The organism is Paenibacillus sp. FSL P4-0338, assembly GCF_038002365.1.
Lineage (GTDB): Bacteria > Bacillota > Bacilli > Paenibacillales > Paenibacillaceae > Paenibacillus_AQ.
Genome location: NZ_JBBOCG010000001.1, coordinates 3,391,439 through 3,416,313 on the forward strand (window position 1 = coordinate 3,391,439; position 24,875 = coordinate 3,416,313).

Genomic DNA, 24,875 nt, shown 5'->3' on the forward strand with positions numbered 1-24,875 from the left:
CTACTTTTGCTATAAATTCTCCTCTTCCGCTCAGAGGGCTTGTGTCAATAATAAAAATCATATATTTTATGAAATTTTGAATTTTTTTCAATGAATTCGTTTACAGTGTTTTAGAGAGCCGTTATAATAAATGGTAAGCAGCTGTTAGCCGGATTCATACTGGAAGGGGGACCCTCTCTTGGACCGCATGTTTCGCGTTTTAGGATTTTTTACACTCACCATCGGACTTATGGCTTTTGCCGGTAATCTGACGGAAATGGCCCTGCTATTCTTTTTGCAAACCGCTTTTTTTGTCATTCTGGGCTATATGAAATTTACGGAAAAGACCTACATCCTGCTCTTTTGGGGGTATATGATCCTGACGTTTACAGGCTTCAGCTATTGGACGATATTTGAGATGGAATTGCCGCTCTAACGCATATATAGAAATGAACGGATATGGCTTCTTGCCTTCAAGAAGCATTTCCGTTCTTTTTGTTTGCAAAATTGTAGTTCGGGGGGACGCAAAACAGAGTATGATATTTTAGCAGGCTGAAACATATTAATAGTACATACCTGTCTAACTCTGTTCAAGGTGGTGGTGCAAGTGTTATCCCGTAATACGGTTCGCCGGTTATTCGCAGCAATATTGATCCTCACCTGCATCGCTATGCCGCCGGCTTCTCCGGTGTATCTGTCCGCCGGTTCCGGCTTCACTTCAGGAGTCAGCGCTCCGCCGCCCTCTATGCCGGATGATGAAGCGACCCGCAAGCTGCTGGAGCAGACGCTGTCCTCTGCAGAGATTGAACGTGAGATTGCCCGGATTACCGCAGAACAACAGACGCTGGAGCACAAAGCCGCTGCGCTGGAAGAGCAGGCTGCTGCCAAACAGAGTAATATCGCGGATCAGCAGGAACGGGCGGGCGCTGTTGTGCGGGCCTATTATATGGGGGAGCGGGATGGACTTCTTACCGCATTCCTCTCCGCCAAAAGCATCAGCAGGCTAATCGCTCTATTCGATTATTATGAGATTATTATGGGGCAGGACCGGAAGACGCTCACGGAATATGAGATGCAGTACAAGGATTTAAAAAGCACACTCACGGCCGCCCGGCGCAGCAGTCAGGAGCTGGCAGAGCTCAAAACAGCGCTCGAAGCGCAGCAGAAGCGTGTGCTTGCCTTAGATAAGGAGATTACAGGCGGGATTCAGGCCAGTACAGATCCTGAGAGTATGGAGCGGCTGCTGGAGGAGTTCAGTAAATATTGGGAGAATATCGGCCTGCATGAGGTGCGGAAGTATTTCAAAGCGCTGGCTTCTGCCATGAAGCAGCTGCCGGAGTTCGTCCAGAGCCGGGATGGCGTACTGGTGCGCAAGGGGATGACCTATAATCTGGCCCTGTCCGAAAAGGATCTTAATGAGTTCCTGGTCACCCAGAACCCGCTGTTTGAGGATTTCCGGTTTGCGTTCAAGGATAATTCAGTCTCGGCAACGGGTAAAAGCGGGGGCTTGTCGCTGTCGCTGACCGGCCGCTATACCATACAGCAGGAGCCTGTCAACGGCTTGATGTTCCATGTTGATCATGTGGTATTCAATGGTCTGGAGCTGCCGGATACCACCCGCCAGGCTCTGGAGGAAGAATTCGATCTCGGCTTCTATCCGGCGAAGATCGTCTCCTTCCTGCAGGCCACCGAGGTCGCAAGCTCGGACGGCATTCTGCATGTGAAGCTGTCCCTCTCATTCTAAAGGAAGCTTTACTACCGCTTCATAAGCGGCGGCATTCAGCTTGCCGGTTAACAAATCAAGTGCTGCCTCCGCCTTCCGGCTCCACTCTGCCTCAGAGCCGGGACCGGGGGTATTATCCTCTGCAAGGAACCAGCCGGCGTCCATTGGCAGCTTGCCAATCTTGGGCTGAGCGGAGCGGTACAACTCATCCAGTGCCGGCAGACGGTCCGTGTTCTCCAGCCATTCCAGCTGGGCCGTGCTTGAAGTGACGTAGGCGAGCCATTTGACCGCTGCTTCCGGACTGCCTGATTGTGCCGGAAGGGCAAAAAAGCGGCTGTGAATAACCTCATAGCTTGATATACCCTCCTGCTTCTTCGGCATCTGCACCGCCAGCGTCGAATTCCCGTGCTTCTTCCACTCCGAGAGCGGCACAGCCGCCACCGCAAGCTTCCCATCCTGCAGCAGCCCCCAGATCTCCTTATTGAACCGGCTGGTCAGATACAAAGAGCTGCGCGCTGCTTCTGTCCACTTAGCCTGTTCAAGGCTGGCGGAGTGCAGACTGCTGCCCATGCTATGCAGCACGGCGGCATACCCGTAAGGATTCCGCGTATCCATAGCCAGCAGATAACGCTTCTTCTCCGGTTCCTCCTTCAGCCGGCTTAGCAGCATATTCCACTGCTCCAGGCTTGCGGGCACCTCTGCAAGACCCATTCCGGCGAGCCGCTCCGGCGAATACACGAGGACATAGGGATCGATATCCAGCGGCACTCCCCAGTTATATCCGTTCCACTGCATCTGCGGAATCAGCATCGTAAGCGGCGTGCTCCCGGGAACACTTTGGTAGATATCTACAGGCAGCAAATAGCCCCTGGTGGCCAGATCATAAATGCTGTGACCGTCCAGCATCACGATATCCGGGCTTGTCCCAATGGTTAGTTCATCACGCACCTGTGCTCCCACGTCTTCCGCCTCCACATTCTTAAGGATCACGCTGACTCCGCTGGATAAAGTGTACTCTTTGCTAATCTGCTCCAATACGCTGAACTCCTCTGTACTGAGTGAGACGCGGATCTGGAGGCTCTCGATTTCCCCTGCTTCCCCTGAAGGAGGACGCTCTGATTGGTCCAGCGGCTGTCTGGGCGGATAGCTTCCATGATCCGTATTCAGCTCCATGCTGGGTGACAGGCTTGTCAGGGCCAGCAGCAGAACTGCAAACAGCAGCCAGTAATTTTTGCGTTTCAGCACATGCGCTCTCTCCTTCAGCGTTTCTTATTCCTCATTTTAGCAGAGATGCTGGCGCTTGTCTTGGGTTGTGAAACCGTTCTCTTTATATAGAAGGAAACGGTGGGATTGTTCAGTGCAGGTTAAAACCCAGGTGCGCAAGACGCTGCGTGTGCGGATTATTCTTCCGATCGCTGTTAAAGCCCGATTTCTTATTCAATAACTGATTAGAGGTTGAAATCCGTCTTTAAAGGCGAACGCTACGCTTCTCCAGAACAATTCCGCTCCCTCCGCTGATCGCACTTTTTAACTGCACAAAAACTCTCCCGCCGCTTCCGGGGGCGGGCAGCAAAAAGCCGGGAGTCTTGAGCTCCCGGCTGGAATAAGGTTTGTTGTTGGAGGTTAGAGCAGATCGGCGGCCAGCTGAGCCAGATGCGAACGCTCGCCCTTTTCCAGTGTAATATGTCCGCTAATGCCCTGCTGCTTAAACTTCTCAACGATATAGCTGAGGCCGTTGCTCGCAGCATCCAGATAAGGGTGGTCAATCTGCTCGGGGTCCCCCATCAGGATCACCTTACTGCCCTCGCCGGCCCGGGAGACAATCGTCTTCACTTCGTGGCGGGACAGGTTCTGCGCCTCATCAATGATAATGAACTGCGACGGAATGGAGCGGCCGCGGATATAGGTCAGCGCCTCTACCTGGATACTTCCCAGCCCCATCAATATTTTATCGATATCCCCTGCCTTCTTGGTGTCGAACAGGAATTCGAGGTTATCATAAATCGGCTGCATCCATGGACGGAGCTTCTCATCCTTCTCTCCTGGCAGATAGCCGATATCCTTACCCATCGGTACCACCGGGCGGGCAATCAGCAGCTTCTTGTATTTGTGTTCATCCTCTACCTTGAACAACCCGGCGGCTAACGCCAGCAGCGTCTTGCCTGTACCCGCCTTGCCCGTGATGGTCACCAGCGGAATATCATCATTCAGCAGAAGCTCAAGTGCCATCCGCTGCTGTGCATTCCGGGCGCTGATGCCCCATACCGCATCGTTGCCCAGATAGAGCGGCTCCAGACGGGAGGCATCACTGTTGACCTTCAGAAGCGCAGATTTGCCGCTGCCGATCTCATCCTTCAGAATTACGAATTCATGCGGATACAGCGGATAGGACAGCGACAGCTGCTTCGTGGACAGGAACCGGTGACTGTAATATTCATCAATCAGTGAAGGATGGGCCATCAGCGACTGGCAGCCGGAATAGAGCTCATTCAGATCGCCGGTGCGGTCGGACAGATAATCCTCCGGAGTTATGCCAAGCACATCCGCTTTGATGCGGACGAGAACATCTTTACTTACAAGTACCACAGGACTCGGGTCAGCCTTCTCGTTCTCCTCATGGAGATAATTGAGCGCTACAGCCAATATCCGGTTGTCATTGGAGATTTCGCCGAACATCTCCTGTACCTTGACGAAGCTTCGGTGGTTAAGCTCCACCTTCAGCGTGCCTCCATGGTCCAGTACCACCCCGCTATGCAGGTGGCCCAGCTCCCGGAGCCCGTCTAACAGACGCGATACGGTGCGGGCGTTGCGGCCGATTTCATCGGCATTACGCTTCTTGGAGTCGATTTCTTCCAGGACTACAGCAGGAATGACCACCTCATTCGCCTTGAAAGCAAAAATCGAATTGGGGTCGTGCAACAGCACGTTAGTGTCCAGTACGAATATCTTTTTCATGTTATCCCCTCCACAGCGCCTGGTTTGATTGATCATACATAACTCTTTTCAGCAAGGGCAAGATAAGGTAAATTACTAGTTCTCAGGCTGAAAGGAGTACTCACATATGAGAAAATCAATGTGTCTGTTGCTGGTACTGCTGCTGCTGACAAGCTGCGGTATCGCTAATAAAGAGACATCACCCTCTCCTCAGGATAAACAGTCGGCTGAAGCGGTGCACAGCCAGGGGAACCGCGGAGTGCGGACATTGTCGGAAGATGGTACAGCCGTACAGGAGGCCACCCCGGATTCGAAACAACCTTCAGAAGGCAAGCACGACAGCGATGTGGCACTCAAGGATCATTTTGAACAATTAGCGCGAAGAGTCCCAGGTGTGGAAGGCGTCCACTGTGTCGTCATGAACAACCTTGCCGTGGTCGGCATTGATGTGGACGGCGCCCTTACCCGTTCGCGGGTCGGAAGTGTGAAATATTCAGTAGCTGAAGCGATCCGCAAGGACCCGAGGGGCGTAAGAGTCCTGGTGACTGCCGACATGGACCTCAGCAGCAGGCTGGCCGAGATGGGCAAGCATATCTCCAAGGGCAACCCGGTCTCGGGCTTCGCCTCCGAGATGGCCGATATTATCGGCCGGATCATTCCGCAGCTGCCGGAGGATATTGAGCCGCAAGGCAATACCCGATAGGAGCTAATTTCAAAAAAAGCCTAGTGATAGCACACTAGGCTTTTTGCATGGCGGCAAACACTTGTCCGTCCAGCTTCTCAGCCGCACGTGCATCGTATACCTTCGCATATTTCGGAGCAGATTCCAGGTGCGCACCATAGAACAGCGCATTGCGGACCGCTTCAATCTCAATATCAAAACAGCACATCTTAAACGGAACATCCGGCAACGGGTCCAGCCGAACCGCAGCATGACCATTAATGGCATGCACCGTCCCTTCGCCAAACACGGTAATCGTTACCCTGGGATTAACCTTCATGTTGTTCACCAGTCTGGAGCGGTGGTCCACAGCCAGCCGGACAATGGAAGGGCTCACAGCATAGATCCAGGAGATCGCAGTCGACGTAGGTCCTCCGGATTCTGCATCCACAGTATTAAGAAGAACAAACGTCTCCGATTGCAGCATAGCTAGCAGAGTTTCATTGAGCTGAGCAACGGCTTCAGACATAGTTACAGGCCCCCTATGCGGCAAGAATACTTTCAATTTATTATATTATAGCACAGGACGAAACTTGCATTCAATTTACAGATTGTACCCTGCCCGCTGCTCAAGGCTGGCCTGAGACCACTGCAGCGGACACTCCGGATATCCGGTCCTGGAGGCTTTTCTTAGCTGCGTCCAGCTCCTTATCGTTAATATATACATAGGGGCTGCGCCAGGTTCCGGTTACCGGTACATATTCGACATTCTCCTTGGGTATATCCCAGTACGTTGCGATCAGGCTCTTAATCTGCGCATTCTCGATATCGCTCTCCAGATTATTATCCACCGCATCCAGCACCCGGCCGATTTTGAGGACGCCGCCCAGCGACTGCATCTGAGAGATCAATGAAGTCAGTACCTCGTTCTGGCGCTTATTGCGTTCAAAATCATCCGATGGCTTCGTCGCCGGCTTGCAGTTGGACTTGCGGTAACGCACATAATCCAGCGCTTTATCACCATTTAGCTTGGCTTCGCCTTTTTTGAGATTAATGTTGGTGCCGTCCACACTGTCCGTGTAACACATATTGGCGCTGATATTAACGTCCACGCCGCCGAACTCATCTACAATATCCCGGAAGCCCTGGAAATCCAGCACGGTAGCGTAATCGACCTTAATGTCCAGATATTTGCCCATCATCTTCTTCATCTCATCCTCAGCCAGAGTCCCGGAGGTCTTCTCCTTACTCTTGAAGCGAGAGTAAAAGGCATTAATCTTCGTCTTCTTGTATCCGCCAAGCTCGACATATGTATCGCGGGGTAATGAGACCACTGTAGCCGATTTGGTCTCCGGGTTCAAGGCCGCGACCATGATCACATCCGTCAGGTTGGACGGGTGCTTCGGACGGTTGTCCGTACCGAGCAGCAGCATCGTCAGCGGCTTCTCCGAGGCGGATTGCCCTGCGGCAACCGACTGGTCCACTCCGAATCCTCCGTGATCCACCTTCCAGTACAAATACCCTGCGTAGCCTAATGCAGCTATAACAGCAATCAGGAGAATGGTGAGCAGCACTCTCATCAGCCGGGCGAAGAATCCGCGCTTTTTCGGCTTCCGCGCTTTTTTCTTTGCGGTTGTAGTTGAAGCAGCAGACCTAGGCTGCTGCCTGTTAGTATTGGCGCTTCCTTGCTGGCCGTTCCTTCTGGGTGGCAAATTACCCTTGCTTGTATTCATAATCCATTTAGTTCCTTTTCATTCAACTGGAATTGAAGTAGATAACTTCGTAATAACTTAGACGAACCCTATCATCAAAAGTTGCGCCTACTGCCGTTTTGCAGCCGCTGCAGCCTTCCGCTTCTGCCGGGCCTCCACCAGGTAGCGGACCCGCACAAGCAGCATCAGCCCGACCGCTACCAGCAGGCACTGGATGATCGGCAGCTTGTCATGCTGGAAGATAAGAAGCATGCCTGAGCCTGCCGCCATCATCACATACAGCACGATCTCTTTGCCGACCGGCAGCTTCTGATTGACGCGGAATACTCGGTTGTACACATAAGTCAGTAAGATAAAAATGACAATATAAGCGATAACTGGGTGCTCAGCGAACCAGCTTTGCATAACCCGTCACTCCTCCCGGATCATAAGTTACGCTTACATTATATCACCCGCCGCCGTTTTGTACTGCTATTAATCCCTGCAATTTGAAAGATCCGTTACCGGAAAAATAATAAAAGCCGCCGGATTGTTCATCCGGCGGCTTCATTGTCATCCGCTTACGCTTGGCTGGCTTGCGCCGCCTTACGCTGCTTCTCTACACGCTCGCGTTCGCCCTTATTCAGGATCTTTTTGCGCAGACGTACAGATTTAGGAGTGATTTCACAATATTCATCATCATTCAAATATTCAAGTGCACCTTCCAAAGAGAAACTACGTGGTGTCTTCATTTTTACAGTATCATCTTTGCCTGAGGTACGCATGTTGGTAAGTGCTTTTTCTTTACAAATGTTAACGATAATATCGTTATCACGTGTATGCTCGCCTACAATCATACCTTCATAAATTTCTGTACCTGCATCCAGGAAGAGAATACCACGATCCTCAACACCCACGATTCCGTATTGGGTTGTTGTTCCACTTTCGCTTGCAACAAGCACACCCTGATGACGTCCGCCAACTTGGCCGCCAACCAGTGGAGCATAGCTATCGAAGGCATGGTTCATTACACCGTAGCCGCGTGTCAGCGTCAGGAAGTGTGTGTTGTAGCCGATCAGGCCGCGTGCCGGAATCAGGAATTCCAGACGGACTTGGCCGGTGCCGTGGTTGATCATGTTGACCATCTCGGCTTTACGGCTGCCCAGACTTTCCATAACGGAACCCATGCTATCTTCTGGAATGTCAATCATGAGGCGCTCAAGCGGCTCAGATCTAACACCATCGATGTCTTTAATGATTACTTGTGGTTTGGACACTTGCATTTCATAACCTTCACGACGCATATTCTCGATCAGAATACCAAGGTGAAGCTCACCGCGTCCAGAAACGATAAACGCATCAGGACTGTCTGTTTCATCTACACGCAAGCTCACATCCGTTTCCAGTTCTTTGAACAGACGCTCACGAAGCTTACGGGAAGTAACCCACTTGCCTTCTTTACCTGCGAACGGGCTGTTGTTCACGAGGAACGTCATCTGCATGGTAGGCTCGTCAATCTTCAAAACAGGCAGTGCTTCAGGATGCTGCGAATCAGCAATCGTCTCACCGATGTTGATGTCCTTGATACCGGCAATAGCCACGATGTCGCCTGCGCCGGCCTCTTCTGTCTCCACGCGCTTCAGACCCTGGAAGCCAAACAGCTTCTCGATACGGGCAGTCTTGCTCTTGCCGTCACGCATGATGACTGTAACGGACTGGCCTTGCTTGATTACACCGCGGTTGACGCGGCCAATAGCGATACGGCCCAGGTATTCGTTGTAGTCCATCAGAGTTACCAGGAACTGCAGCGGCTCTTCAACCTTCTCAGTTGGAGCAGGGATATGCTCAACGATTGTTTCATAAAGTGAAAGCATTGTCTCATCCTGCTTCTCAGGAACCATGCTCGATGTGCCGTTAAGCGCAGATGCGTAAACTACAGGGAATTCAAGCTGGTCGTCACTGGCTTCAAGCTCAATGAACAAGTCCAGCACTTCGTCAATAACTTCCTTCGGACGCGCAGCCGGACGGTCAATCTTGTTCACGACTACAATTGGGGTCAGGTGCTGTTCCAGCGCCTTGCGCAGTACGAACTTGGTCTGCGGCATGCAGCCTTCATAAGCGTCAACAACGAGCAGTACACCGTCAACCATCTTCATGATCCGTTCTACTTCGCCGCCGAAGTCAGCGTGTCCAGGTGTATCTACGATGTTAATCAGGAACTCTTTATAAGTGATTGCTGTATTTTTAGCTAGGATTGTAATTCCACGTTCCCGTTCGATATCGTTAGAGTCCATGGCGCGTTCTTGAACGTGCTCGTGCGCGCTGAAAATCCCGGACTGCTGGAGAAGCTGATCGACGAGTGTTGTTTTACCATGGTCAACGTGGGCAATGATCGCAATATTACGGATATCTTTTCTTGAATGCATGATTTGTATCCAAATCCTCTCATTTATCAAATTAAAACTGTTTAAATTCTTAGCATGTCACGGCAGTCTCACAAAAGAAGCGCCAGGCAGAAAGCCGACGCTCCAACATTCCTTAATTTTATAGTGAAAGTACTATGAAAAGCAAGTCTTTTTCTGAAAAAAACGTTGCCAAGTCCGCTTAATTTTTCTAATTTTGCCTCATGTCCGGCTCAGCGGTCTTGAATTAACCTATCAGGGCGTGTTGCCGGTCTGTTTACCAGCCACCGTTCCACTTCTTGCGGCTTCCCGGTCTGCCTCTCCCCAGCATCAGCCACAGTCCCGCAGCTACCAGCACAGCACCGAGCAGATAGAGCGCCCCGGTGCCGAGCAGGGTGAAGATAACCAGCACAAGGCTAAGCAGCCCCAGAATTACCGCGGCGGTGGTCAAGCCTCTTGTTCTGACTGAAGCATACAGCGAATATTCGTACAGTCCCACCGCGATCCCCAGCAGAAGAACAGGCCATAAGTGTCTCATGAGGTCCCAGCCCCAGGTATTGCATAAGCCGAAGAGCAAGCCGTACACCGATAGTATGCCCGCTGGAATGAGTACAGATGCAGAAGCCCGGCGGGTGAAAAAGAGCACATGCAGGAACAGGCCCGGAACCAGAATGATGAGCGGCCATAAGGCCCGTCCCAGAAAACCGAACACCCCCAGCTTGCCCAGCAGAATCACGAGGCCGGCGGCGGCGATGAACACACCCAGTTTCATGTCATTTTTGGAAGACATCTTTCACCTATCCCTTCAAAATTTCGTGTCTTTTCACCAGTCCTTGCCCCTTCAGCAGACAAATCCGGCGACAGGTTTCCCTTTATTTTAGCTGATAAACGCATAAAACACCATCATTCTTCACACATCGCGGCAGAGCATTCTCTAGAAAAACGAAATAAGGCTGCACCAAAGCCTTCCAGCTTTTGGTACAGCCTTATTATTACCGGTTATCAGCCTGCGGATACTTTCCTGTGCTTCAGCATGCCCGTAACAACCACGATAATGCCCAGCAGTATCGGCAGCATAGCATGAAGCGACGGCAACAGGAACGAAATCACCGGGCCGAATTTGGCATCCTGCAGCAGCATGTTCCCGGCGGTATACGCCAGAATATAGGCACCGATGAAGATCAGCACCGGGAAGCGGTGCAGCCAGCCCACGATAATGCCGCTCCCCCAGACGACAATCGGAATGCTGATCGCAATCCCGATTACGATGAGTGCCAGATCACCTTTGGCAAGCCCGGCAATCGCCAGTACATTATCCAGACTCATGATGAAGTCCGCCAGCAGGATGGTGCGTACCGACTTCCAGACGCTGGGGCTTCCCTCAATTCTCAGCTCTTCCTCGTCCTCGAGCAGCAGCTTGAAGGAAATCCATAGCAGCAGCATAGCCCCTCCAGCCTCAATATAGGGAATCTTGAGCAGCAGCACTGCGGCGAAGGTCAGGATACAACGCAGCGCGACCGCTCCGGCGGCCCCCCACCAGACAGCCAGCTTCCTGTGCTTCTCCGGCAGATTTTTGCTGGCCATCGCAATGACCATGGCGTTGTCTCCGCTGAGCACCAGATTAATCATTAGAATTTCACCAAGCAGCAATAATGAATCCATCCACCTCAGCCTCCCTGAACTCCATGTATCTACATGTATGCCGGGGGGCGACAAGCTATGCTTCTTGTCCCGCTATTTCAGAAACTGTGCATGTACGGCCTGATTGCAGCGTATATCTATAGTCTCCGGCCTGACTGGCTGCAAGAGGACTGCAAGCTATCAAACCTATAGGAGTGACCCGGGATGAATACATCCGCTGCGGATTTCATATTATCTCTGCTAAATATTGTGTTCCTCGATCTTATTCTGGCGGGCGACAATGCCATCGTCATCGGCCTGGCCGCGCGGAACCTGCAAGGAAAGCGGCAGAAGCAGGCGATTCTGCTTGGCACAGGCGGTGCAGTGATCCTGAGAATCATCGCGACGATTCTTGTGGTGTGGCTGCTAAAGATTCCATGGCTGCTGGCGATCGGCGGGCTGCTGCTGATCCTTATAGCCTATAAGCTGCTGTCCGGCGGCAGTGCAGAGACGGATATTCAGGCCGGCGGAACTCTGTGGGCAGCTGTTCGGACGATTGTGATAGCAGACGCAGCCATGGGACTGGACAACGTCATTGCTGTTGCCGGTGCAGCGAATCATAATATTACGTTAGTGGTGCTGGGACTGCTGATCAGTGTGCCTATTGTGGTCTGGGGAAGTACCCTGTTTATCCGGTTAATCAACAGATATCCATGGATTATCTATCTCGGGTCAGGCGTACTCGGCTTCACAGCCTCCACTATGATTTCCGGCGAGAAGGTTATTGCCCCTTACTTCAAGGCACATCCGCTGCTGCACATTCTGTTCATCGCCGCAGTAATTGCCGGTATCCTGGCTGCGGGACACTGGAAGCGCCGCCGGACGGACCCCGCTCTTCAGAACCACTCTTCCTGAAGGCCTGCCTGTGCCGGTACTAAGTCCTCCGGCTTCTCGTTGCCATAAGGTGTAATGAGTACGGTCTCGGTTCCGGCAACCGCCGTATCAAGTAAGGCCTGATAGCCTGGCAGCGTCGCTTCAATCTTGTCTACAATCCGCATATTCGGATTCGTTGTCGGCGATTTGGGCACGAACAGTGTACAGCAATCTTCATATGGCAGAATGGACAAGTCATACGTACCTATGGTCTTCGAGAGCTCCACGATCTCACTCTTGTCCATCATCACCAGCGGACGCAGCAGCGGCAGAGCCGTTGCACGCCCGATCACATTCATACTGGGCAGAGTCTGGCTGGCCACCTGGCCCAGACTGTCGCCGGTAATCAGCGCAAGCGCCCCCTCCTTCTCCGCAAGGGCGGTAGCAATCCGCAGCATAGCCCGGCGCATCAGCGTAATAATCAGATTATCCTGCCCGATCCCGGTAAAAGAGGTCTGCACCTCCGTAAACGGAACCAGATGCAGCTTAATTACACCGGCATAACGCGACAAGATACGCGTCAAATCTACAACCTTCTGGCGGGCAAGCTCACTCGTATAAGGATAGCTGTAAAAGTGGATGCACTCCACCTCCAGCCCCCTGCGCATGGATGACCAGCCAGCCACCGGACTGTCGATCCCGCCGGAGAGCAGCAGCATAGCTTTGCCGTTCGTTCCCAGAGGGAAGCCGCCGACTCCGGCAATATTCTCGCAGAAAATAAGAGTATGACCTTCTCGAATCTCAATCTTCAGCTCCAAATCGGGAGACTTCACATCTACAAGCAGCCCCGGATAGCCCTGCAGCAGCGGTGTAGCTATAAGCTTATTCATCTCTATAGAGCCGTAAGGGAAGCCCTTCCACACCCGGCGCGCGCTAAGCTTGAAGCTGGTTCCCGCTGCCGGAGCAATAAGGTGGAGGAAGGTCCGGCTGGCCGCAAGAATATCCTCAAATTCCGGCCGGGAGACCTTCACCGGGCTAATCGAGGCGATCCCGAATACTTTTACGAGCGCCTCCGTTAATTCTCCTGCGGGTTCACCGTTCAATTCGACGTAGATCCGCCCGAATTCCCGGGTCAGCTTCACATTCGGATACGGCTTCACCATCTCCTTCACATGCCGCAGTACGGTCTTCTCGAACCGGCTGCGGTTCTTTCCTTTCAGGATGAACTCTCCGAAGCGCAGCAGGAGCATATCGGCATAGTCCATGCTGCTTGCGTATCCTGCATTCTGTGCTCCGCTACCTGTCTCTCTTGTTGTCATTGGTTATTTCATGCCTCCTTCTGCAATCTTCAAGGATTGGACGGCTGCCAGCAGCGCCTGTTCCAGCCGGCTCACGTCCTGCTGCGTATGACTGTCCCCCAGGCTGATCCGTATGCCGCCAAGCGCAGCAGCGGTATCCCTGCCCATCGACAGCAGAATCCGGCTCGGCTCGGCCAGACGCGAGGAACAGGCGGAGCGTGTGGCGACCGCCATCCCAAGCTCCTCCAGCCTGCGGGCCAAGACTTCCCCCTTCATGCCGGGGTAAGAGAAGTGGACAATATGCGGCGCCCCGTCCCTACTACTGTTCAGTACAAGCTCCGGTATCCCTGCTATATATTTCTCCAGCTGCGCCTTGAGCGGACGAATCCGGGCGCTGAATGCCTCCCGCTGTTCCCCGCTCATCCGCATGGCCTTGGCTGAAGCTACAATATTCGGCACATTCTCTGTCCCGGCGCGCTTACCTTGTTCCTGGGAACCGCCAGTCAACAAGGGAAACAACGTCACCCCTTCTCTCACATAGAGAAGTCCCGTCCCGCGCGGCCCGCGTAATTTATGTGCAGACAGGCTGTACATATCTGCCTGCCAGGCCTTAAGTTCAACCTCAAGCTTCCCGTAGCCCTGCACGCCGTCAACATGGAATAACGTCCGGCGGTTCACCGCCTTGACTTGTTGTCCGATCTCGCGCAGCGGCTGAACCGTGCCGATCTCATTATTCACATGCATCACGCTGACGAGCACCGTATCCGGCCGGACCGCAGCGGCAATCCGCGAAGGTTCGACCACTCCCTGAGGATTAGGAGCTACGAAGGTAACCTCCCAACCCAGCTTCTGTAGCTGAAGACAGCTCTCGTAGACGGAAGGATGCTCCAGCTCCGTGGTCACAATATGCCGCCCCCTGCTCTGATACTGCAGTGCAGCCCCTTTGACCGCCAGATTGTTGCTCTCGGTAGCACCCGAGGTGAATATAATTTCCTGCGGCAGCACATCAAGCGCAGCTGCACACACCTCGCGCGCCCGCTTAATCAGCTTGTCCGCCTCTTCTCCCGCCCGGTGCAGGGAAGAGGGGTTGGCGAAGTGCTTCCTCATCACCTGCTCCAGTGTCTGCACTACCTCCTCATAGGGAGGGGCAGCAGCGGCGTAATCCCAATACAGCATATATCGGCCTTCTCCTTTGTTGAGTAGAATTCATAACTGCTTATATGTTGCAAAAAGGATCAAACGGCCCGACCCGCAAAAGAAGCAGGGTGCAGATTCCGTTTGATCCTTATATTATACCGCGAATTGCGCGCGGGCGCGTTCTATTTTGGCAATGTAAGCCTGAGTCTCCTTCGGAAGCTCAGAGAGGTTCGCCATAAGCTCAGCATCGCTGCTGACTCCAAGCTTGTTCACCCGGCCCGGCCCGGCATTATAGGCGGCCAGCGCCATCTTCTCCTGTCCGTCATACCGCTTAAGCTGGTACGAGAGGTATCGGACGCCGCCGTCAATGCTCTGGGCAGGATCGAAGGGATCGGAGACACCCAGGCCGCTCGCTGTTCCGTCCATTAACTGCATCAGTCCTTTGGCACCGGCAGAAGATACAACATTCGGATTGAAGGAGGATTCCGTATCAATAACCGCCTTGATCAGATCAACCGGAACGCCATATTTCGCGCTGGCAGTCTGAATCAGCTGTTCATAATCCGTCGGCACGGTCTGCGTTATTTCCCCGGAAATGCCGCTATTGGACGCTGCTGCTTCCCCAAGCTGCTGCCACAGCAGATTATCCATCGAAGAGGTACCTGCAAGAGCAACGTATGTGCTTTTATTGCTGTTGTCAGTGGTTTGAGACGTCCCCGCCGCCTGCTGAAGCATCGCGGTGAACGCTGCCGCCGAGGAACCGGTCACTCCGGGGTTCGCTTTGGTATCCTCACGCTTCATGCTTGAGCTTCTTAAGTCTACCCATTTCAACTGACCGCTTGGTCCAGCGGCATTGATTGACATGCATCCATTCCCTCTTTCACACGAAGTCTTATATTTGAACTTTACTATTTATTATCAGCAATTACTATATGCCTAAGCGAAAAAACAGACCTCAGACCTGCATAGTTAGGTCTGATAGCCTGTTTTGGAAATCGGATGTGTGGATTCAGCCGGCTCTAACGGGCAAAAGGAATTAAGACAAAATAGCTTAAAGTGGATACAATCCCCAGACCCATTGACCAGGCCCCGGCTGATTTTTGTCCTCTGGCATACGCATAATACCCCAGAACCGCGGCAATTGGCCCCAATATAATGGACCAGATGAATAAGGAGACAACACCGAAGCCCAGGCCTATATAGCCGATTCTCTTGTCTTCTCCCTCGCTCACGCCACCCGTCGTCCGCTGAGCTTCGCCGCTCCGTTCCATCGTGCTCTGAAGCTGCGATGGGAGCGGGCTGAGCTCAGCTGCATACTCCTCATTGTGGCTTCTGTCCCGGCGGGGGTAATCGACTCTGCTGCGCGGGCGCAAAATTACCTTTCTGCGGGCGGAACGGTCCACTTTGGGTTCATCATTCGGATTATCCATAAGGGCCTCCTTCTCAGGCGTTCGGCTTGAACGTCAGACAACAGGTTGCGGACGAGGTTCCGGCATGATCATGATGATTACCCGCCGTCATCTCCTCTGCGTATTCCTCCATGTAACGGCTGCCTGCATGCTGATCGATCTCAATGACAATTTCCTCGGCACGGCACAGGTTCTGTTCTCCCCAAAAATGACAGTTGCTCACACTACATTTCACAAGCGGTTTGGCGTTTGTCATAATGATCACCTCGCCATGTATTATGCCCGCCAGGGAAATTGGCTATGCGGCTGAAGGCTGCTCACCAGAAATAACAAAAAGACCGCCCCAAGCAGCCATGTCGGCAGTTGGGACAGCCTTTTACAGAAAAAAGATTATAGACCTGACAATCAATTACAGCTGATTCTGCATCCGCTTCTCCGTCAAATAATCATTCTCATAATAAGTCAGATCATCACGCAGTTCCTCATAGACCTTGGTGATCTCCATAATGATATCGCGTGCCGGACGCACTGGCTTCTTGCGGAAACGGATCGCATCTTGCCCGGTATAGGCGTAACGTCCATCCTCCGAATAACTCTCATTCTTAGGATAGAAGAAGTTATTAACTCCAAGATGATATACATTATATAGCGCTTTTTGCGCAAAAGGTTCATCGAAGGTAGCGCGGCGCAGTGCAAGCCCAAGCTTCTCATAAGACATTTCCGAGAACACCAGCAGATGGCGGAGATCGGACAAGAACCCCCGATAAAAATGCAGCGTTTCTTCATCCTCTTCGGTAACAAGCTGCGGCAGTGCATGCTCATTCAGGAACAGTTCCATTTTTTCGATAACGGATTTAAGCTTCTCTCTCGTCGATTCACACAATTTCTGCACATTGGCTGCTGACATGGCGGTTGCTCCCCCTTATTGTTCCTTGCATTAGTAGTTGTTAATGACACTTAGACATTGCAGTTGTACTCTCTTGATAGTATCACAAAATCTCCTAAGCCTCCACCGTACTGATAGCGGAGAAGAATCCTGCTTCTGGAAAGAGCAGTACACGCCCCGGAAGGCGCTTTCTTTTTGATATTAACATAAAACCAAGGACGGCGGTAGCCTTTTCGTAAGATGCATAAAACCGGCTTCTGCTCCGAACTCTAACAGGTATATGAAACCACGAGGAATGGAGCGGAAATCATGTCACGTAAAAATTTAACCGTCGCCGGTATAGTTACTGCCGCGCTGACCGTACTGCTGCTCACCTTCGCCCTGCGGCCGGAAGGCGGCGGCGGTACCCTTCAGCAAGCATCTGTGCCTAATCCCTCTCAGGAAAAAGTGATTAAGAAAACCACCCTTGTGCAGGATGTAACGGCCACTGACAAGCTGAACCGCGTCGATGTAAACAGACATCTGAGCACCCTGCTGGCCGATATGCATCACGCTTCGCCTGAAGCTATCTCAGCATATGCGCAGAGCCTTCAACAGGGGCACGGGCATATTACCATGCTGATGCTGGTTGATTTCAACACCCGTAAGACAACTACCTTCAAATCTTCTCTGCCCGAAGGAACCGATCAGGAGAATAAACAGCTGCTTCATTATCTGAACACCGCCAAATCTGCGATCAAAGGCCACCAGTCCTATGAATCCCCCTCGTTCATCATCGGCGACAAAAAGTATTATTTCGTAGCCCAGCGTAACCGGGAGGGTCAAATGGCTGTCATCGCCCTGATTAACCAGAAGATTCTGGACCGTGTTGCACTGCATCAGCTCAAGAATCTGCGGCTCATTCCGTACCCGAAGGAAGGCAAGTACCGGATAGAATCTGTCCACGCCGATACCTTGAAGGACATCACAGTCAAGACCGGACATGACAATGAGAACGCCAGCCATTACTACGAGAATGAGATTGTCGTCCGCTTCCCGAACGGACATCCCACTGCGGCACAGCTTCAGACCATCGCCGCCGATATCCGCTGCAAGGAGCCGCGCAAGCTGGGGTATGCTTATATTTTCCGGTCGGACAAGATGAGTTACTCCCAGCTCAAGACCTACTTCGCCAATAAGTGGCATCCGCTGTACGCAGAGCCTCACTATATGTACTTAACCAATGATGCGGTCAGCGAAAATCCGGGAGCAAATGTAATTACGCCCAATGACCTGCTCTTCTCCACTTACCAGTGGAATCTGCCGGCGATTGAAACCCCGCAGGGCTGGAATCTGTCCAAGGGCAGCAAGGAGATCGTAATCGCCGTTGTGGATACCGGTGTTCAAGCGAACCACCCGGATCTGAAGGGGCAGCTGCTCAAGGGCTACAATGCGATTACGAGCGGCAGCACGCCGGACGACGATGTCGGACATGGCACCCATGTGGCCGGCATAATTGGAGCGTTAACCAATAATGAAGAAGGGGTCGCCGGCATCAGCTGGTATAACAAGATCCTTCCGGTAAAAGCGCTGGATAATTCCGGGGCAGGCACCACCTATTCGGTGGCCGAAGGCATTATCTGGGCGGCAGATCAGGGGGCTAAGGTGATTAATCTCAGCCTGGGCAACTATGCCGACTCGCAGTTTCTGCATGATGCAATTAAATATGCCTATGACCGGGATGTGGTGATTGTCTCCGCTTCCGGCAATGACAATACGGAGCGGCCGGGATATCCGGCAGCCTACGAAGAGGTGATTGCAGTCGCCGCAACGAATGCGGCGGGAGAGCGTGCTTCCTTCTCCAATTACGGGGACTACATCGATGTGGCTGCACCCGGGGAGAGCATTGCCAGCACCTATCCCGATAATCAGTATGCTGCGTTATCCGGCACCTCGATGGCCAGTCCCCATGTAGCGGCGCTGGCCGGACTGGTGCGCTCCTTGAACCCTGCGCTGACGAACAAGGAAGTGACCGCGCTCTTGACCTCTAATGCCATCGATCTGGGCACCGCTGGTCATGATAAGTATTACGGCTGGGGCCAGGTGGATATCTACCGTACCCTGCAGGCCGCAGGAGGAGGCCAGGTTCCGCTCCAGCTGTTCCCGCAGCAGGTCGGCAAACAGCTGGATTCTATACAATAAGCTGCTAAGAGTGCAGATGCCGTTCCAACAGCAGCAGGAACTTGCGGAGTCCGCGCTCCATCCCCTCCTGCGTCAGCTGCGAATAGCTTAAGCGGATATGCCTGGAGGGTATATCCCCGGCATAGCAGACATCGCCCGGCAGGAAGGAGATCCCTTCCTGCTCGGCGAGAGTGTGGAGCTCCTCAATTGCAGGGGATTCCGGCAGCTGCAGCCACAGATTCAGCCCTCCCCCCGGCAGTTGCCAGGTTACCCCGGCCGGAGCATACTGCTTCAGCAGCCTCGCTGCCGCCTCCTGGCGGACACGCAGCGCTGACCGCAGCTTCGCTGCGTACTCGTCATACTGGCGCTCGATGAAGGGCAGTACAGCCCGCTGGGTCAGCAGCGGACTGCCCAGATCACTGGCCGACTTGGCGGCGATCAGCCGGGAGAGGATATTGCCCTGAGCGGCGACACAGGCGATCCGGCAGCCGGGGGCGAGAACTTTGCTGAAGCTCTTCATGTAGACTACATGTCCGGCGGTATCCAGCGATTTAATGGACGCCGGGGGCGGCTGATGGAAGTACAGGTCACTGAACGGATCATCCTCCACAATGAGACAGCGGTAGCTGCGGGCAAGCTCCAGCAGGCGCTGTCTTCTTGGCATGCTCATGGTGACCCCGCTCGGATTCTGGAAGGTCGGATTGGTATAGATGAGCTTAGGCGGCCTCCGGTCACACATTGCGGTAAGCCGGTCCACCCGCATTCCGTCCCCGTCCATCGGAACGAAGATCATCTCAGCCCCCCGCCCTGCAAAAACATCTATCGCCCCAGTATAGCTGGGTGCCTCCAGATACACCGTATCCCCCGGACCGACAAAGGTCCGGGCGACCAGATCGATCCCCTGCTGTGCGCCGCTTGTGATCATCAAATCACTGGCGCCCAGCTGGATTCCCCGGCTCTGCAGGTGCCTGCGCATCACCTCGCGCAGCTCCGGGTCTCCTTGAAAATTACCGTAGGTGGCCATCAGCTCAGGCTGCTCCTTCACAAGTGTTGCCATGGTCGTGCCAATAGGTCCCAGTGGGAGCAAACTGCTGTGGATGGAGGCCAGATGAAAGGGATAGTCCACCTCTGAATAATCGAAATTACGCCATAGCTGGGCCCTTGGCAGATAGTCATCATAGCCGTCCTGCCACCCCGACCCCGCCTCTGCCACTTGCCTGCTTCGGTCCCGTTCTGCTACATAACAGCCCTTGCCCTGGCTGCACAGAATATGTCCGCGCAGCTCCAGGTCAGCATAAGCCTTGCTTACCGTTACCTGGCTTACATTCAAGGAGGAAGACAGACCTCTAACGGACGGCAGCTGTGTGCCCGGCTGGAGCAGACCCGAGGTGATCCGCTGTGCGATCGTCTCACTAATCTGCCGGGGCAGCGATTTGTCTCCGCTGCGGAGTAAATCAATATGCATGGTCTGCCGCCTCCTAACTGTTATATTTACCGCTTTACTGTTATACCGCTATACCGTTATGATACTACAAAATTCAGAATAGCAGGGAGCATGAATATGAAGATCAACTATGCGGATATGACGAACCACCTGGGGTCCTCCGCAGTCCGCGATATCCTTAAGATCACACAGGGTAAGGACATCATCTCGCTTGCCGGCGGGCTGCCTGCCGAAGAGCTGTTTCCGGCAGAAGCGATCCGGGAGGCTTACAGCCGCGTTCTGAGCGGCGACAGCTCTGCGCTGCAATATGGACTGACAGAAGGCTATCTTCCGCTGCGTGAACAGATTGCCGCCAGACTGGGGCAACAGGGCATCCCTGTCTCCACCGAGGAAATGATCCTCACTACCGGCTCCCAGCAGGCCATAGATTTGCTATGCAGAATTCTGCTTGATCCGGGAGACACCGTACTTGTAGAGGCACCGACCTATCTGGCCGCCTTGCAGGTACTGGGCTCGTACCGTGCAGACATCCATGTTGTAAAGAGCGATGAGGACGGGCTGCTGCCAGAGCATCTCGAAGATCAGCTTCGAGTGCACCGCCCTAAGCTGTTATACGCCGTTCCCACCTTCAACAATCCTTCAGGCGCAACCTGGAGCAGGGCACGCCGTGAGCAAGTGGTGGAGCTATGCCGGAAATACGGCGTGCTGATACTGGAGGATAATCCTTACGGAGAGATTAGGTTCGATGAATCCCCAGAAGCCTACCCTAAGGCCCTCGCAGCCATCGACAGGAATCTGGGCGGGGATACCTGCGTGGTCTATACAGGTACTTTCTCCAAGATCGTAGCTCCGGGACTGCGGACAGGCTGGATCGTTGGCCCCGCCGGGCTGGTCACAATGATCGCCAGAGCCAAGCAAGCCGCCGATTTGCACTCCAGCACCATCGATCAGCGCGCCCTGCATGAGCTGCTGCTGTCCTTCGACCTTGAAGCCCATATCCGGCTGGTCTCCCGGGAATACAAGTCACGGATGAAGCTGCTCTCGGCAGAGCTGGCTTCGCAAAGCTGGCAGGACACATCCTTCCTGGAGCCGCGCGGCGGCATGTTCCTGTGGCTCAGCCTGCCGGCCCGGATTCATACCGCCGAGCTGCTGCCGCTGGCCGTGGAGCAAGGGGTTGCCTTCGTTCCGGGCGAAGTTTTCTATTCGGAGCAGCCCATGAAGAACACGATGCGCCTGAATTTCACCCATACCCGGCCGGAACTGCTACCGCTCGCGGTGCAGCGTTTGACCACCGCGCTGTCCCGGTATGAGGAGCGTGTGTTGTCTCTATAATTCAGTTCACCTCTACGTTTTCATACAAAAAGGCGGCCCCCCTCAGGAGGCCGCCGTCTTATTATGCAGAAATTGTGATTACTGTAATGTCTTATTAAAGTTGTCAGTTAGGAAAGTTTGCCGTAAGCCGGGTTCTGTGCTCGTTGTGGTTCAGACGGGAACTACCCTCCCACCATAAGCGACAATCATCTATCTAGGCCATACATTACTGCACAGCTCCAGCGACCAACCTAGACACGCCTCAGGCGAAGGCTGCGGCTTCCGGTTAGGGAAGCGGCTGCGTCTCATTAGGTCTTGCTCCAGATGGGGTTTACCAGGAACGAAGTCACCAGCGTTCCTCGGGGTCTCTTACACCTCGGTTCCATCCTTGCCTGTGCCGCCCGAAAGCGGCCATCGGCGGTCCATTTCTGTGGCACTATCCTTCAGCTCGCGCCGACTGGACGTTATCCAGCACCCTGCCTTGTGGAGCCCGGACTTTCCTCCCGCATGCGCTCTCACGCATACCGGCGATTGTCTGTCAAACTTTCCGAAACAACATTGTATATTATACAGATATGCCGCCTAGTGCACAAGTGCAAATAATGACGGCCTACAGGAATATAAAAGGCTCGGTATCCGGCTGCGAGGCATGCACTGCCGTGCCGTACTTGTGCTCCGTCAGCTTGCCGGCGAGATACTCCGCTACCTTCACCTTCATGATCTTCTCCGCATTATGGCCCGGATCGATCAAGGCGATTCCTGCGAGGTGCGCATCCTGTGCCGTATGGTAATCGATATCGCCGGTCACCAGCACATCCGCTCCCTTGAAGATAGCGCTGCTGTAATACTTGGCACCGGACCCGCCCATGACTGCCGCCTTGCGGATCTTGCGGTCCAGATCTCCAACCACCCGCACGCTCTCCACATCCAGCCCGCGTTTGACTGTCTCGATGAATTCGCCAAGCGTCACCTGCTCCTTCAGCTTCCCCACTCTTCCAAGTCCAAGGCTGCGTCCCTTGAGGTCCATGGAATACAGGTCATAAGCCACCTCTTCATACGGGTGAGCCTTCAGCATGGCCTGTACCACCTTGTTACGGATCGTATGGGGCACAATTGTCTCGATGCGGACTTCTTCAGCCCGCTCCAGCTTGCCTGGCGTGCCAATGTACGGGGCCGTGCCCTCCTGCGGAATGAAGGTGCCATAGCCTTCAATATTGAAGCTGCAATGGCTGTAATTGCCGATCCAGCCTGCTCCGGCGTTCAGAATGGCATCCAGCACCTTCTGGTGATGATCCTTCGGCACGAATACAACCAGCTTGGACAGCTGCTCGGTATGAATATCCTTGATCGGTGCACCATTCTCAATACCCAGCGCATCAGCCATCCAGTCGTTCATTCCACCTTCGGCCACATCCAGATTCGTATGGCTGATGTACACGGCAATGTCGTTTTTGATCAGCTTCTCATATAAGCGGCCTGCCGGGGTATCCGTCAGGATCCCTTTGATCGGCCGGAAAATCACCGCATGATGGGCAATAATCAGATTACAGCCCTTGGTAATCGCCTCATCCACAATGCTCTCATTGACATCCAGTGCCACCAGCACCCCGGTGATTTCCTTCTGGAGACTGCCGACCTGAAGACCGACATTATCCCATTCCTCAGCCAGATGCTTTGGGGCAAGCTGCTCCATATATCCAATTACGGTCTGTCCTTTGGCAAACATTCCAGCACCTCCGCAATCCGTTTAATCTGAAGCTTGATTCTGCTGCTCTTCTCCTCAGCCGCCCCCAGCTCCGAACGTGCAAGTGAGGCCAGGATGCTCTCCAGCTTGGAGATTTCACCCTGCCATTTAGCAGCGAACACTTCATTTGGCGCTTGCAGCAGCAACGGTCCCATCTCGAGCAGCAGCGCCTGATCAAGAGCCATCTTCCCTCCGGCAAGCAGACGTTCGCTGTACAGCTCTTCATTCGTCCCCGCCGCTTCAGCACCCTCAGGGACAGCGGTCAGGATTTCATAGATTTTGCCGTCTTCCTCCAAAATATGCTCCGAGACCAGCACCCAGCCGCTCCGCAGCAGCCAGCGGCGCAGAATATCCTCGCCTACATTGGGCTGTAACGCGAGCGTCTTCACCCCTGCCAGCTTGCCAACCTTCTGCCCGCGTTCCAGAATGGCCGCGATCAGCGAGCCGCCCATTCCGGCAATGGTAATACAGTCCGCTTCCCCCGGCTCCAGCACCTCCAGCCCGTCTCCGCGCCGTACCGCGATCTTTGCACCGAGTCCTGCTTCCGCAACACCACGAAGCGCCGCTTCATAGGGTCCCGGATTTACTTCTCCGGCAATAGCCGAAGGCACACGGCCGCTCTTCACAGCGGCAACTGGCAGCAGAGCATGATCTGAGCCGATATCGGCAAGTCTGCTGCCCGCAGGGACCTGCTCCAGCAGCAGCTGAAGCCGGTCTGATAATTTTACGTTGTTCATGAGGCCACCCACGTTATCCATTTTTTTCTGAAGAGGAACAGCAGCGCAAGGCCCACTGCAATCTTCAGTATTATTATAAGCGAGGTCCATTCCGGGAATCCTCCTCTGAGCCATAGCGCGTCCACCTCCGGCATCAGCCAGAGAGCCACACCAGCCCCAAGGTACACCCCTGAGACCCCGCTAACCTTGTGATACATCAACCAGCTCATCCAGATCATAAGCACACACAGCGGAAGCCAGAGCAGCTCCAGCTCCAGCAGAGAGGCGTCCGGCCGGACATGTCCGAAGAAGCCTGCATAGAGCAGAGCCCAGAAGGCATATCCGCAGAAATGAAGCAGTCCGATACGCAGAAAAAAACCAAGCACACACCACAGCAGCCCGCAGGCCGCAATCAGCAGCGGTGTCCAAAAATCAGCATTCAGCTTATGCAGCTCAATCAGCCATAATCCGAATCCCAACGTTAAAATGCTGCCGATCCCCGCCAGCATCAGACTGATTGTCTTGTTGCGGTTCAGGTAAATCGCTGAATATCCATAACAAATAATTAGGACGCTGAGCGCTGTAGCAAGTTGCAAAGGCCAGGGAAAAACGCTAAAATAAAGACTAATCAAGAAAATCAAGGAAATAATTCCAAAACCAAACAGCCAAATTTTGATGCTTCCCTGCTGGAGATTCCGTAACGATACCGGATTGCTGTCCTCCGTCTCTGCCTGATCATCATACAGGTTGGTCAGGAAGTCACAGTATTGCTCCGGCAGAAGCTTGCTTCTTCTCCAATATTGAATTTCTCTTAATATAGTATCACGTTTCTCCAGGTTCAACCGGCATCCCTCTTTCCAGAACTTGCCTTCACTTCATTACAAGCT

General features: G+C 53.5%; 24 protein-coding genes and 1 other RNA gene. 6 read left to right on the forward strand and 19 right to left on the reverse strand.

What is annotated here, in order from left to right:
• Nucleotides 1-178: 178 nt before the first annotated feature.
• Both MKZ07_RS14980 and MKZ07_RS14985 read left to right on the forward strand, forming a co-directional pair.
• Nucleotides 179-415 (forward strand): DUF2626 family protein, encoded by a 237-nt coding sequence (locus MKZ07_RS14980; RefSeq protein ID WP_036724295.1) that lies wholly within the window; start codon nucleotides 179-181, stop codon nucleotides 413-415.
• Nucleotides 416-586: 171 nt separating this feature from the next.
• Nucleotides 587-1,723 carry a hypothetical protein gene (locus MKZ07_RS14985; protein WP_341026370.1) on the forward strand — a complete coding sequence of 379 codons (1,137 nt, stop codon included), beginning with the start codon at nucleotides 587-589 and terminating at the stop codon, nucleotides 1,721-1,723.
• Here MKZ07_RS14985 and MKZ07_RS14990 read toward each other — a convergent pair.
• Together MKZ07_RS14990 and MKZ07_RS14995 are read right to left on the reverse strand one after the other, a co-directional pair.
• Complete coding sequence (locus tag MKZ07_RS14990; protein WP_341026371.1) at nucleotides 1,715-2,947, reverse strand: extracellular solute-binding protein; 1,233 nt, start codon at nucleotides 2,945-2,947, stop codon at nucleotides 1,715-1,717. The two genes, MKZ07_RS14985 and MKZ07_RS14990, sit on opposite strands and share 9 nt — an antisense overlap.
• A gap of 378 nt (nucleotides 2,948-3,325) precedes the next feature.
• Nucleotides 3,326-4,657, reverse strand: a complete 1,332-nt coding sequence (locus MKZ07_RS14995) for a PhoH family protein (RefSeq protein ID WP_036690238.1) — start codon at nucleotides 4,655-4,657, stop codon at nucleotides 3,326-3,328.
• A 106-nt stretch (nucleotides 4,658-4,763) separates the two neighbouring features.
• Between MKZ07_RS14995 and MKZ07_RS15000 the strand changes: the two genes are divergently transcribed.
• Nucleotides 4,764-5,339: a YhcN/YlaJ family sporulation lipoprotein gene (locus MKZ07_RS15000; protein WP_036690240.1), complete on the forward strand. Its 576-nt coding sequence runs from the start codon at nucleotides 4,764-4,766 to the stop codon at nucleotides 5,337-5,339.
• 34 nt (nucleotides 5,340-5,373) lie between these two features.
• On the opposite strand, the gene MKZ07_RS15005 is transcribed toward MKZ07_RS15000, so the two are convergent.
• The 6 genes from MKZ07_RS15005 to MKZ07_RS15030 form a co-directional block, all read right to left on the reverse strand.
• The gene (locus tag MKZ07_RS15005) at nucleotides 5,374-5,826 is read right to left on the reverse strand and encodes a pyridoxamine 5'-phosphate oxidase family protein (protein WP_036690242.1); all 453 of its coding nucleotides are present in this window, start codon (nucleotides 5,824-5,826) and stop codon (nucleotides 5,374-5,376) included.
• 100 nt (nucleotides 5,827-5,926) lie between these two features.
• Nucleotides 5,927-7,030 carry an LCP family protein gene (locus MKZ07_RS15010; RefSeq protein WP_341026373.1) on the reverse strand — a complete coding sequence of 368 codons (1,104 nt, stop codon included), beginning with the start codon at nucleotides 7,028-7,030 and terminating at the stop codon, nucleotides 5,927-5,929.
• A gap of 87 nt (nucleotides 7,031-7,117) precedes the next feature.
• On the reverse strand, nucleotides 7,118-7,414 hold the full coding sequence (locus MKZ07_RS15015) for a YlaH-like family protein (RefSeq protein WP_036690246.1): 297 nt from the start codon (nucleotides 7,412-7,414) through the stop codon (nucleotides 7,118-7,120).
• A gap of 155 nt (nucleotides 7,415-7,569) precedes the next feature.
• Nucleotides 7,570-9,414: a translational GTPase TypA gene (typA, locus tag MKZ07_RS15020; protein WP_036690248.1), complete on the reverse strand. Its 1,845-nt coding sequence runs from the start codon at nucleotides 9,412-9,414 to the stop codon at nucleotides 7,570-7,572.
• 253 nt (nucleotides 9,415-9,667) lie between these two features.
• Nucleotides 9,668-10,180, reverse strand: a complete 513-nt coding sequence (locus MKZ07_RS15025; protein WP_036690250.1) for a hypothetical protein — start codon at nucleotides 10,178-10,180, stop codon at nucleotides 9,668-9,670.
• 212 nt (nucleotides 10,181-10,392) lie between these two features.
• The gene (locus MKZ07_RS15030) at nucleotides 10,393-11,052 is read right to left on the reverse strand and encodes a TerC family protein (RefSeq protein ID WP_036690252.1); all 660 of its coding nucleotides are present in this window, start codon (nucleotides 11,050-11,052) and stop codon (nucleotides 10,393-10,395) included.
• 183 nt (nucleotides 11,053-11,235) lie between these two features.
• Here MKZ07_RS15030 and MKZ07_RS15035 point away from each other — a divergent pair, with 183 nt between their 5' ends.
• A complete protein-coding gene (locus tag MKZ07_RS15035) occupies nucleotides 11,236-11,925 on the forward strand; it encodes a TerC family protein (protein WP_036690254.1) in 690 nt (229 codons plus the stop codon).
• On the opposite strand, the gene thiI is transcribed toward MKZ07_RS15035, so the two are convergent.
• The 6 genes from thiI to MKZ07_RS15065 all read right to left on the reverse strand — a co-directional run bounded on the left by thiI (nucleotide 11,907) and on the right by MKZ07_RS15065 (nucleotide 16,634).
• Nucleotides 11,907-13,148, reverse strand: coding sequence for a tRNA uracil 4-sulfurtransferase ThiI (gene thiI, locus MKZ07_RS15040; protein WP_036690349.1), 1,242 nt, complete (start codon nucleotides 13,146-13,148; stop codon nucleotides 11,907-11,909). The genes MKZ07_RS15035 and thiI overlap by 19 nt on opposite strands.
• A gap of 57 nt (nucleotides 13,149-13,205) precedes the next feature.
• Nucleotides 13,206-14,357 carry a cysteine desulfurase family protein gene (locus tag MKZ07_RS15045; protein WP_341026375.1) on the reverse strand — a complete coding sequence of 384 codons (1,152 nt, stop codon included), beginning with the start codon at nucleotides 14,355-14,357 and terminating at the stop codon, nucleotides 13,206-13,208.
• 114 nt (nucleotides 14,358-14,471) lie between these two features.
• A complete protein-coding gene (locus MKZ07_RS15050) occupies nucleotides 14,472-15,182 on the reverse strand; it encodes a lytic transglycosylase domain-containing protein (RefSeq protein ID WP_036690258.1) in 711 nt (236 codons plus the stop codon).
• Nucleotides 15,183-15,337: 155 nt separating this feature from the next.
• On the reverse strand, nucleotides 15,338-15,748 hold the full coding sequence (locus tag MKZ07_RS15055) for a hypothetical protein (RefSeq protein WP_051493115.1): 411 nt from the start codon (nucleotides 15,746-15,748) through the stop codon (nucleotides 15,338-15,340).
• Between the two features lie 13 nt (nucleotides 15,749-15,761).
• A complete protein-coding gene (locus MKZ07_RS15060; RefSeq protein ID WP_036690260.1) occupies nucleotides 15,762-15,983 on the reverse strand; it encodes a DUF1540 domain-containing protein in 222 nt (73 codons plus the stop codon).
• A gap of 153 nt (nucleotides 15,984-16,136) precedes the next feature.
• The gene (locus MKZ07_RS15065) at nucleotides 16,137-16,634 is read right to left on the reverse strand and encodes a YpuI family protein (protein ID WP_036690261.1); all 498 of its coding nucleotides are present in this window, start codon (nucleotides 16,632-16,634) and stop codon (nucleotides 16,137-16,139) included.
• Between the two features lie 288 nt (nucleotides 16,635-16,922).
• On the opposite strand from MKZ07_RS15065, the gene MKZ07_RS15070 reads away from it, so the two are divergent.
• Complete coding sequence (locus MKZ07_RS15070) at nucleotides 16,923-18,794, forward strand: S8 family peptidase (protein WP_036690263.1); 1,872 nt, start codon at nucleotides 16,923-16,925, stop codon at nucleotides 18,792-18,794.
• A gap of 4 nt (nucleotides 18,795-18,798) precedes the next feature.
• On the opposite strand, the gene pdxR is transcribed toward MKZ07_RS15070, so the two are convergent.
• A complete protein-coding gene (gene pdxR / locus MKZ07_RS15075; RefSeq protein WP_036690265.1) occupies nucleotides 18,799-20,238 on the reverse strand; it encodes a MocR-like pyridoxine biosynthesis transcription factor PdxR in 1,440 nt (479 codons plus the stop codon).
• A 96-nt stretch (nucleotides 20,239-20,334) separates the two neighbouring features.
• Between pdxR and MKZ07_RS15080 the strand changes: the two genes are divergently transcribed.
• Nucleotides 20,335-21,549, forward strand: a complete 1,215-nt coding sequence (locus MKZ07_RS15080; RefSeq protein ID WP_341026379.1) for an aminotransferase-like domain-containing protein — start codon at nucleotides 20,335-20,337, stop codon at nucleotides 21,547-21,549.
• 108 nt (nucleotides 21,550-21,657) lie between these two features.
• Here MKZ07_RS15080 and rnpB read toward each other — a convergent pair.
• The 4 genes from rnpB to MKZ07_RS15100 all read right to left on the reverse strand — a co-directional run bounded on the left by rnpB (nucleotide 21,658) and on the right by MKZ07_RS15100 (nucleotide 24,830).
• Nucleotides 21,658-22,075: RNase P RNA component class A (rnpB, locus tag MKZ07_RS15085), an RNA gene on the reverse strand.
• A gap of 63 nt (nucleotides 22,076-22,138) precedes the next feature.
• A complete protein-coding gene (locus tag MKZ07_RS15090; protein WP_341026381.1) occupies nucleotides 22,139-23,254 on the reverse strand; it encodes a Nif3-like dinuclear metal center hexameric protein in 1,116 nt (371 codons plus the stop codon).
• A complete protein-coding gene (locus tag MKZ07_RS15095) occupies nucleotides 23,230-24,009 on the reverse strand; it encodes a tRNA (adenine(22)-N(1))-methyltransferase (protein WP_076154228.1) in 780 nt (259 codons plus the stop codon). Before MKZ07_RS15095 ends, MKZ07_RS15090 begins: the two co-directional genes overlap by 25 nt.
• Nucleotides 24,006-24,830 carry a hypothetical protein gene (locus tag MKZ07_RS15100; protein WP_036690271.1) on the reverse strand — a complete coding sequence of 275 codons (825 nt, stop codon included), beginning with the start codon at nucleotides 24,828-24,830 and terminating at the stop codon, nucleotides 24,006-24,008. Before MKZ07_RS15100 ends, MKZ07_RS15095 begins: the two co-directional genes overlap by 4 nt.
• Nucleotides 24,831-24,875 lie beyond the last annotated feature (45 nt).

Excerpts from the sequence above, each read along its gene's own strand:
- MKZ07_RS14995 (WP_036690238.1), bottom strand. The coding sequence starts at position 4,657 with ATGAAAAAGATATTCGTACTGGACACTAACGTGCTGTTGCACGACCCC.
- MKZ07_RS15000 (WP_036690240.1), top strand. The coding sequence starts at position 4,764 with ATGAGAAAATCAATGTGTCTGTTGCTGGTACTGCTGCTGCTGACAAGC.
- MKZ07_RS15005 (WP_036690242.1), bottom strand. The coding sequence starts at position 5,826 with ATGTCTGAAGCCGTTGCTCAGCTCAATGAAACTCTGCTAGCTATGCTG.
- MKZ07_RS15010 (WP_341026373.1), bottom strand. The coding sequence starts at position 7,030 with ATGAATACAAGCAAGGGTAATTTGCCACCCAGAAGGAACGGCCAGCAA.
- MKZ07_RS15015 (WP_036690246.1), bottom strand. The coding sequence starts at position 7,414 with ATGCAAAGCTGGTTCGCTGAGCACCCAGTTATCGCTTATATTGTCATT.
- typA (WP_036690248.1), bottom strand. The coding sequence starts at position 9,414 with ATGCATTCAAGAAAAGATATCCGTAATATTGCGATCATTGCCCACGTT.
- MKZ07_RS15025 (WP_036690250.1), bottom strand. The coding sequence starts at position 10,180 with ATGTCTTCCAAAAATGACATGAAACTGGGTGTGTTCATCGCCGCCGCC.
- MKZ07_RS15030 (WP_036690252.1), bottom strand. The coding sequence starts at position 11,052 with ATGGATTCATTATTGCTGCTTGGTGAAATTCTAATGATTAATCTGGTG.
- MKZ07_RS15035 (WP_036690254.1), top strand. The coding sequence starts at position 11,236 with ATGAATACATCCGCTGCGGATTTCATATTATCTCTGCTAAATATTGTG.
- thiI (WP_036690349.1), bottom strand. The coding sequence starts at position 13,148 with ATGGACTATGCCGATATGCTCCTGCTGCGCTTCGGAGAGTTCATCCTG.
- MKZ07_RS15045 (WP_341026375.1), bottom strand. The coding sequence starts at position 14,357 with ATGCTGTATTGGGATTACGCCGCTGCTGCCCCTCCCTATGAGGAGGTA.
- MKZ07_RS15050 (WP_036690258.1), bottom strand. The coding sequence starts at position 15,182 with ATGTCAATCAATGCCGCTGGACCAAGCGGTCAGTTGAAATGGGTAGAC.
- MKZ07_RS15055 (WP_051493115.1), bottom strand. The coding sequence starts at position 15,748 with ATGGATAATCCGAATGATGAACCCAAAGTGGACCGTTCCGCCCGCAGA.
- MKZ07_RS15060 (WP_036690260.1), bottom strand. The coding sequence starts at position 15,983 with ATGACAAACGCCAAACCGCTTGTGAAATGTAGTGTGAGCAACTGTCAT.
- MKZ07_RS15065 (WP_036690261.1), bottom strand. The coding sequence starts at position 16,634 with ATGTCAGCAGCCAATGTGCAGAAATTGTGTGAATCGACGAGAGAGAAG.
- MKZ07_RS15070 (WP_036690263.1), top strand. The coding sequence starts at position 16,923 with ATGTCACGTAAAAATTTAACCGTCGCCGGTATAGTTACTGCCGCGCTG.
- pdxR (WP_036690265.1), bottom strand. The coding sequence starts at position 20,238 with ATGCATATTGATTTACTCCGCAGCGGAGACAAATCGCTGCCCCGGCAG.
- MKZ07_RS15080 (WP_341026379.1), top strand. The coding sequence starts at position 20,335 with ATGAAGATCAACTATGCGGATATGACGAACCACCTGGGGTCCTCCGCA.
- MKZ07_RS15090 (WP_341026381.1), bottom strand. The coding sequence starts at position 23,254 with ATGTTTGCCAAAGGACAGACCGTAATTGGATATATGGAGCAGCTTGCC.
- MKZ07_RS15095 (WP_076154228.1), bottom strand. The coding sequence starts at position 24,009 with ATGAACAACGTAAAATTATCAGACCGGCTTCAGCTGCTGCTGGAGCAG.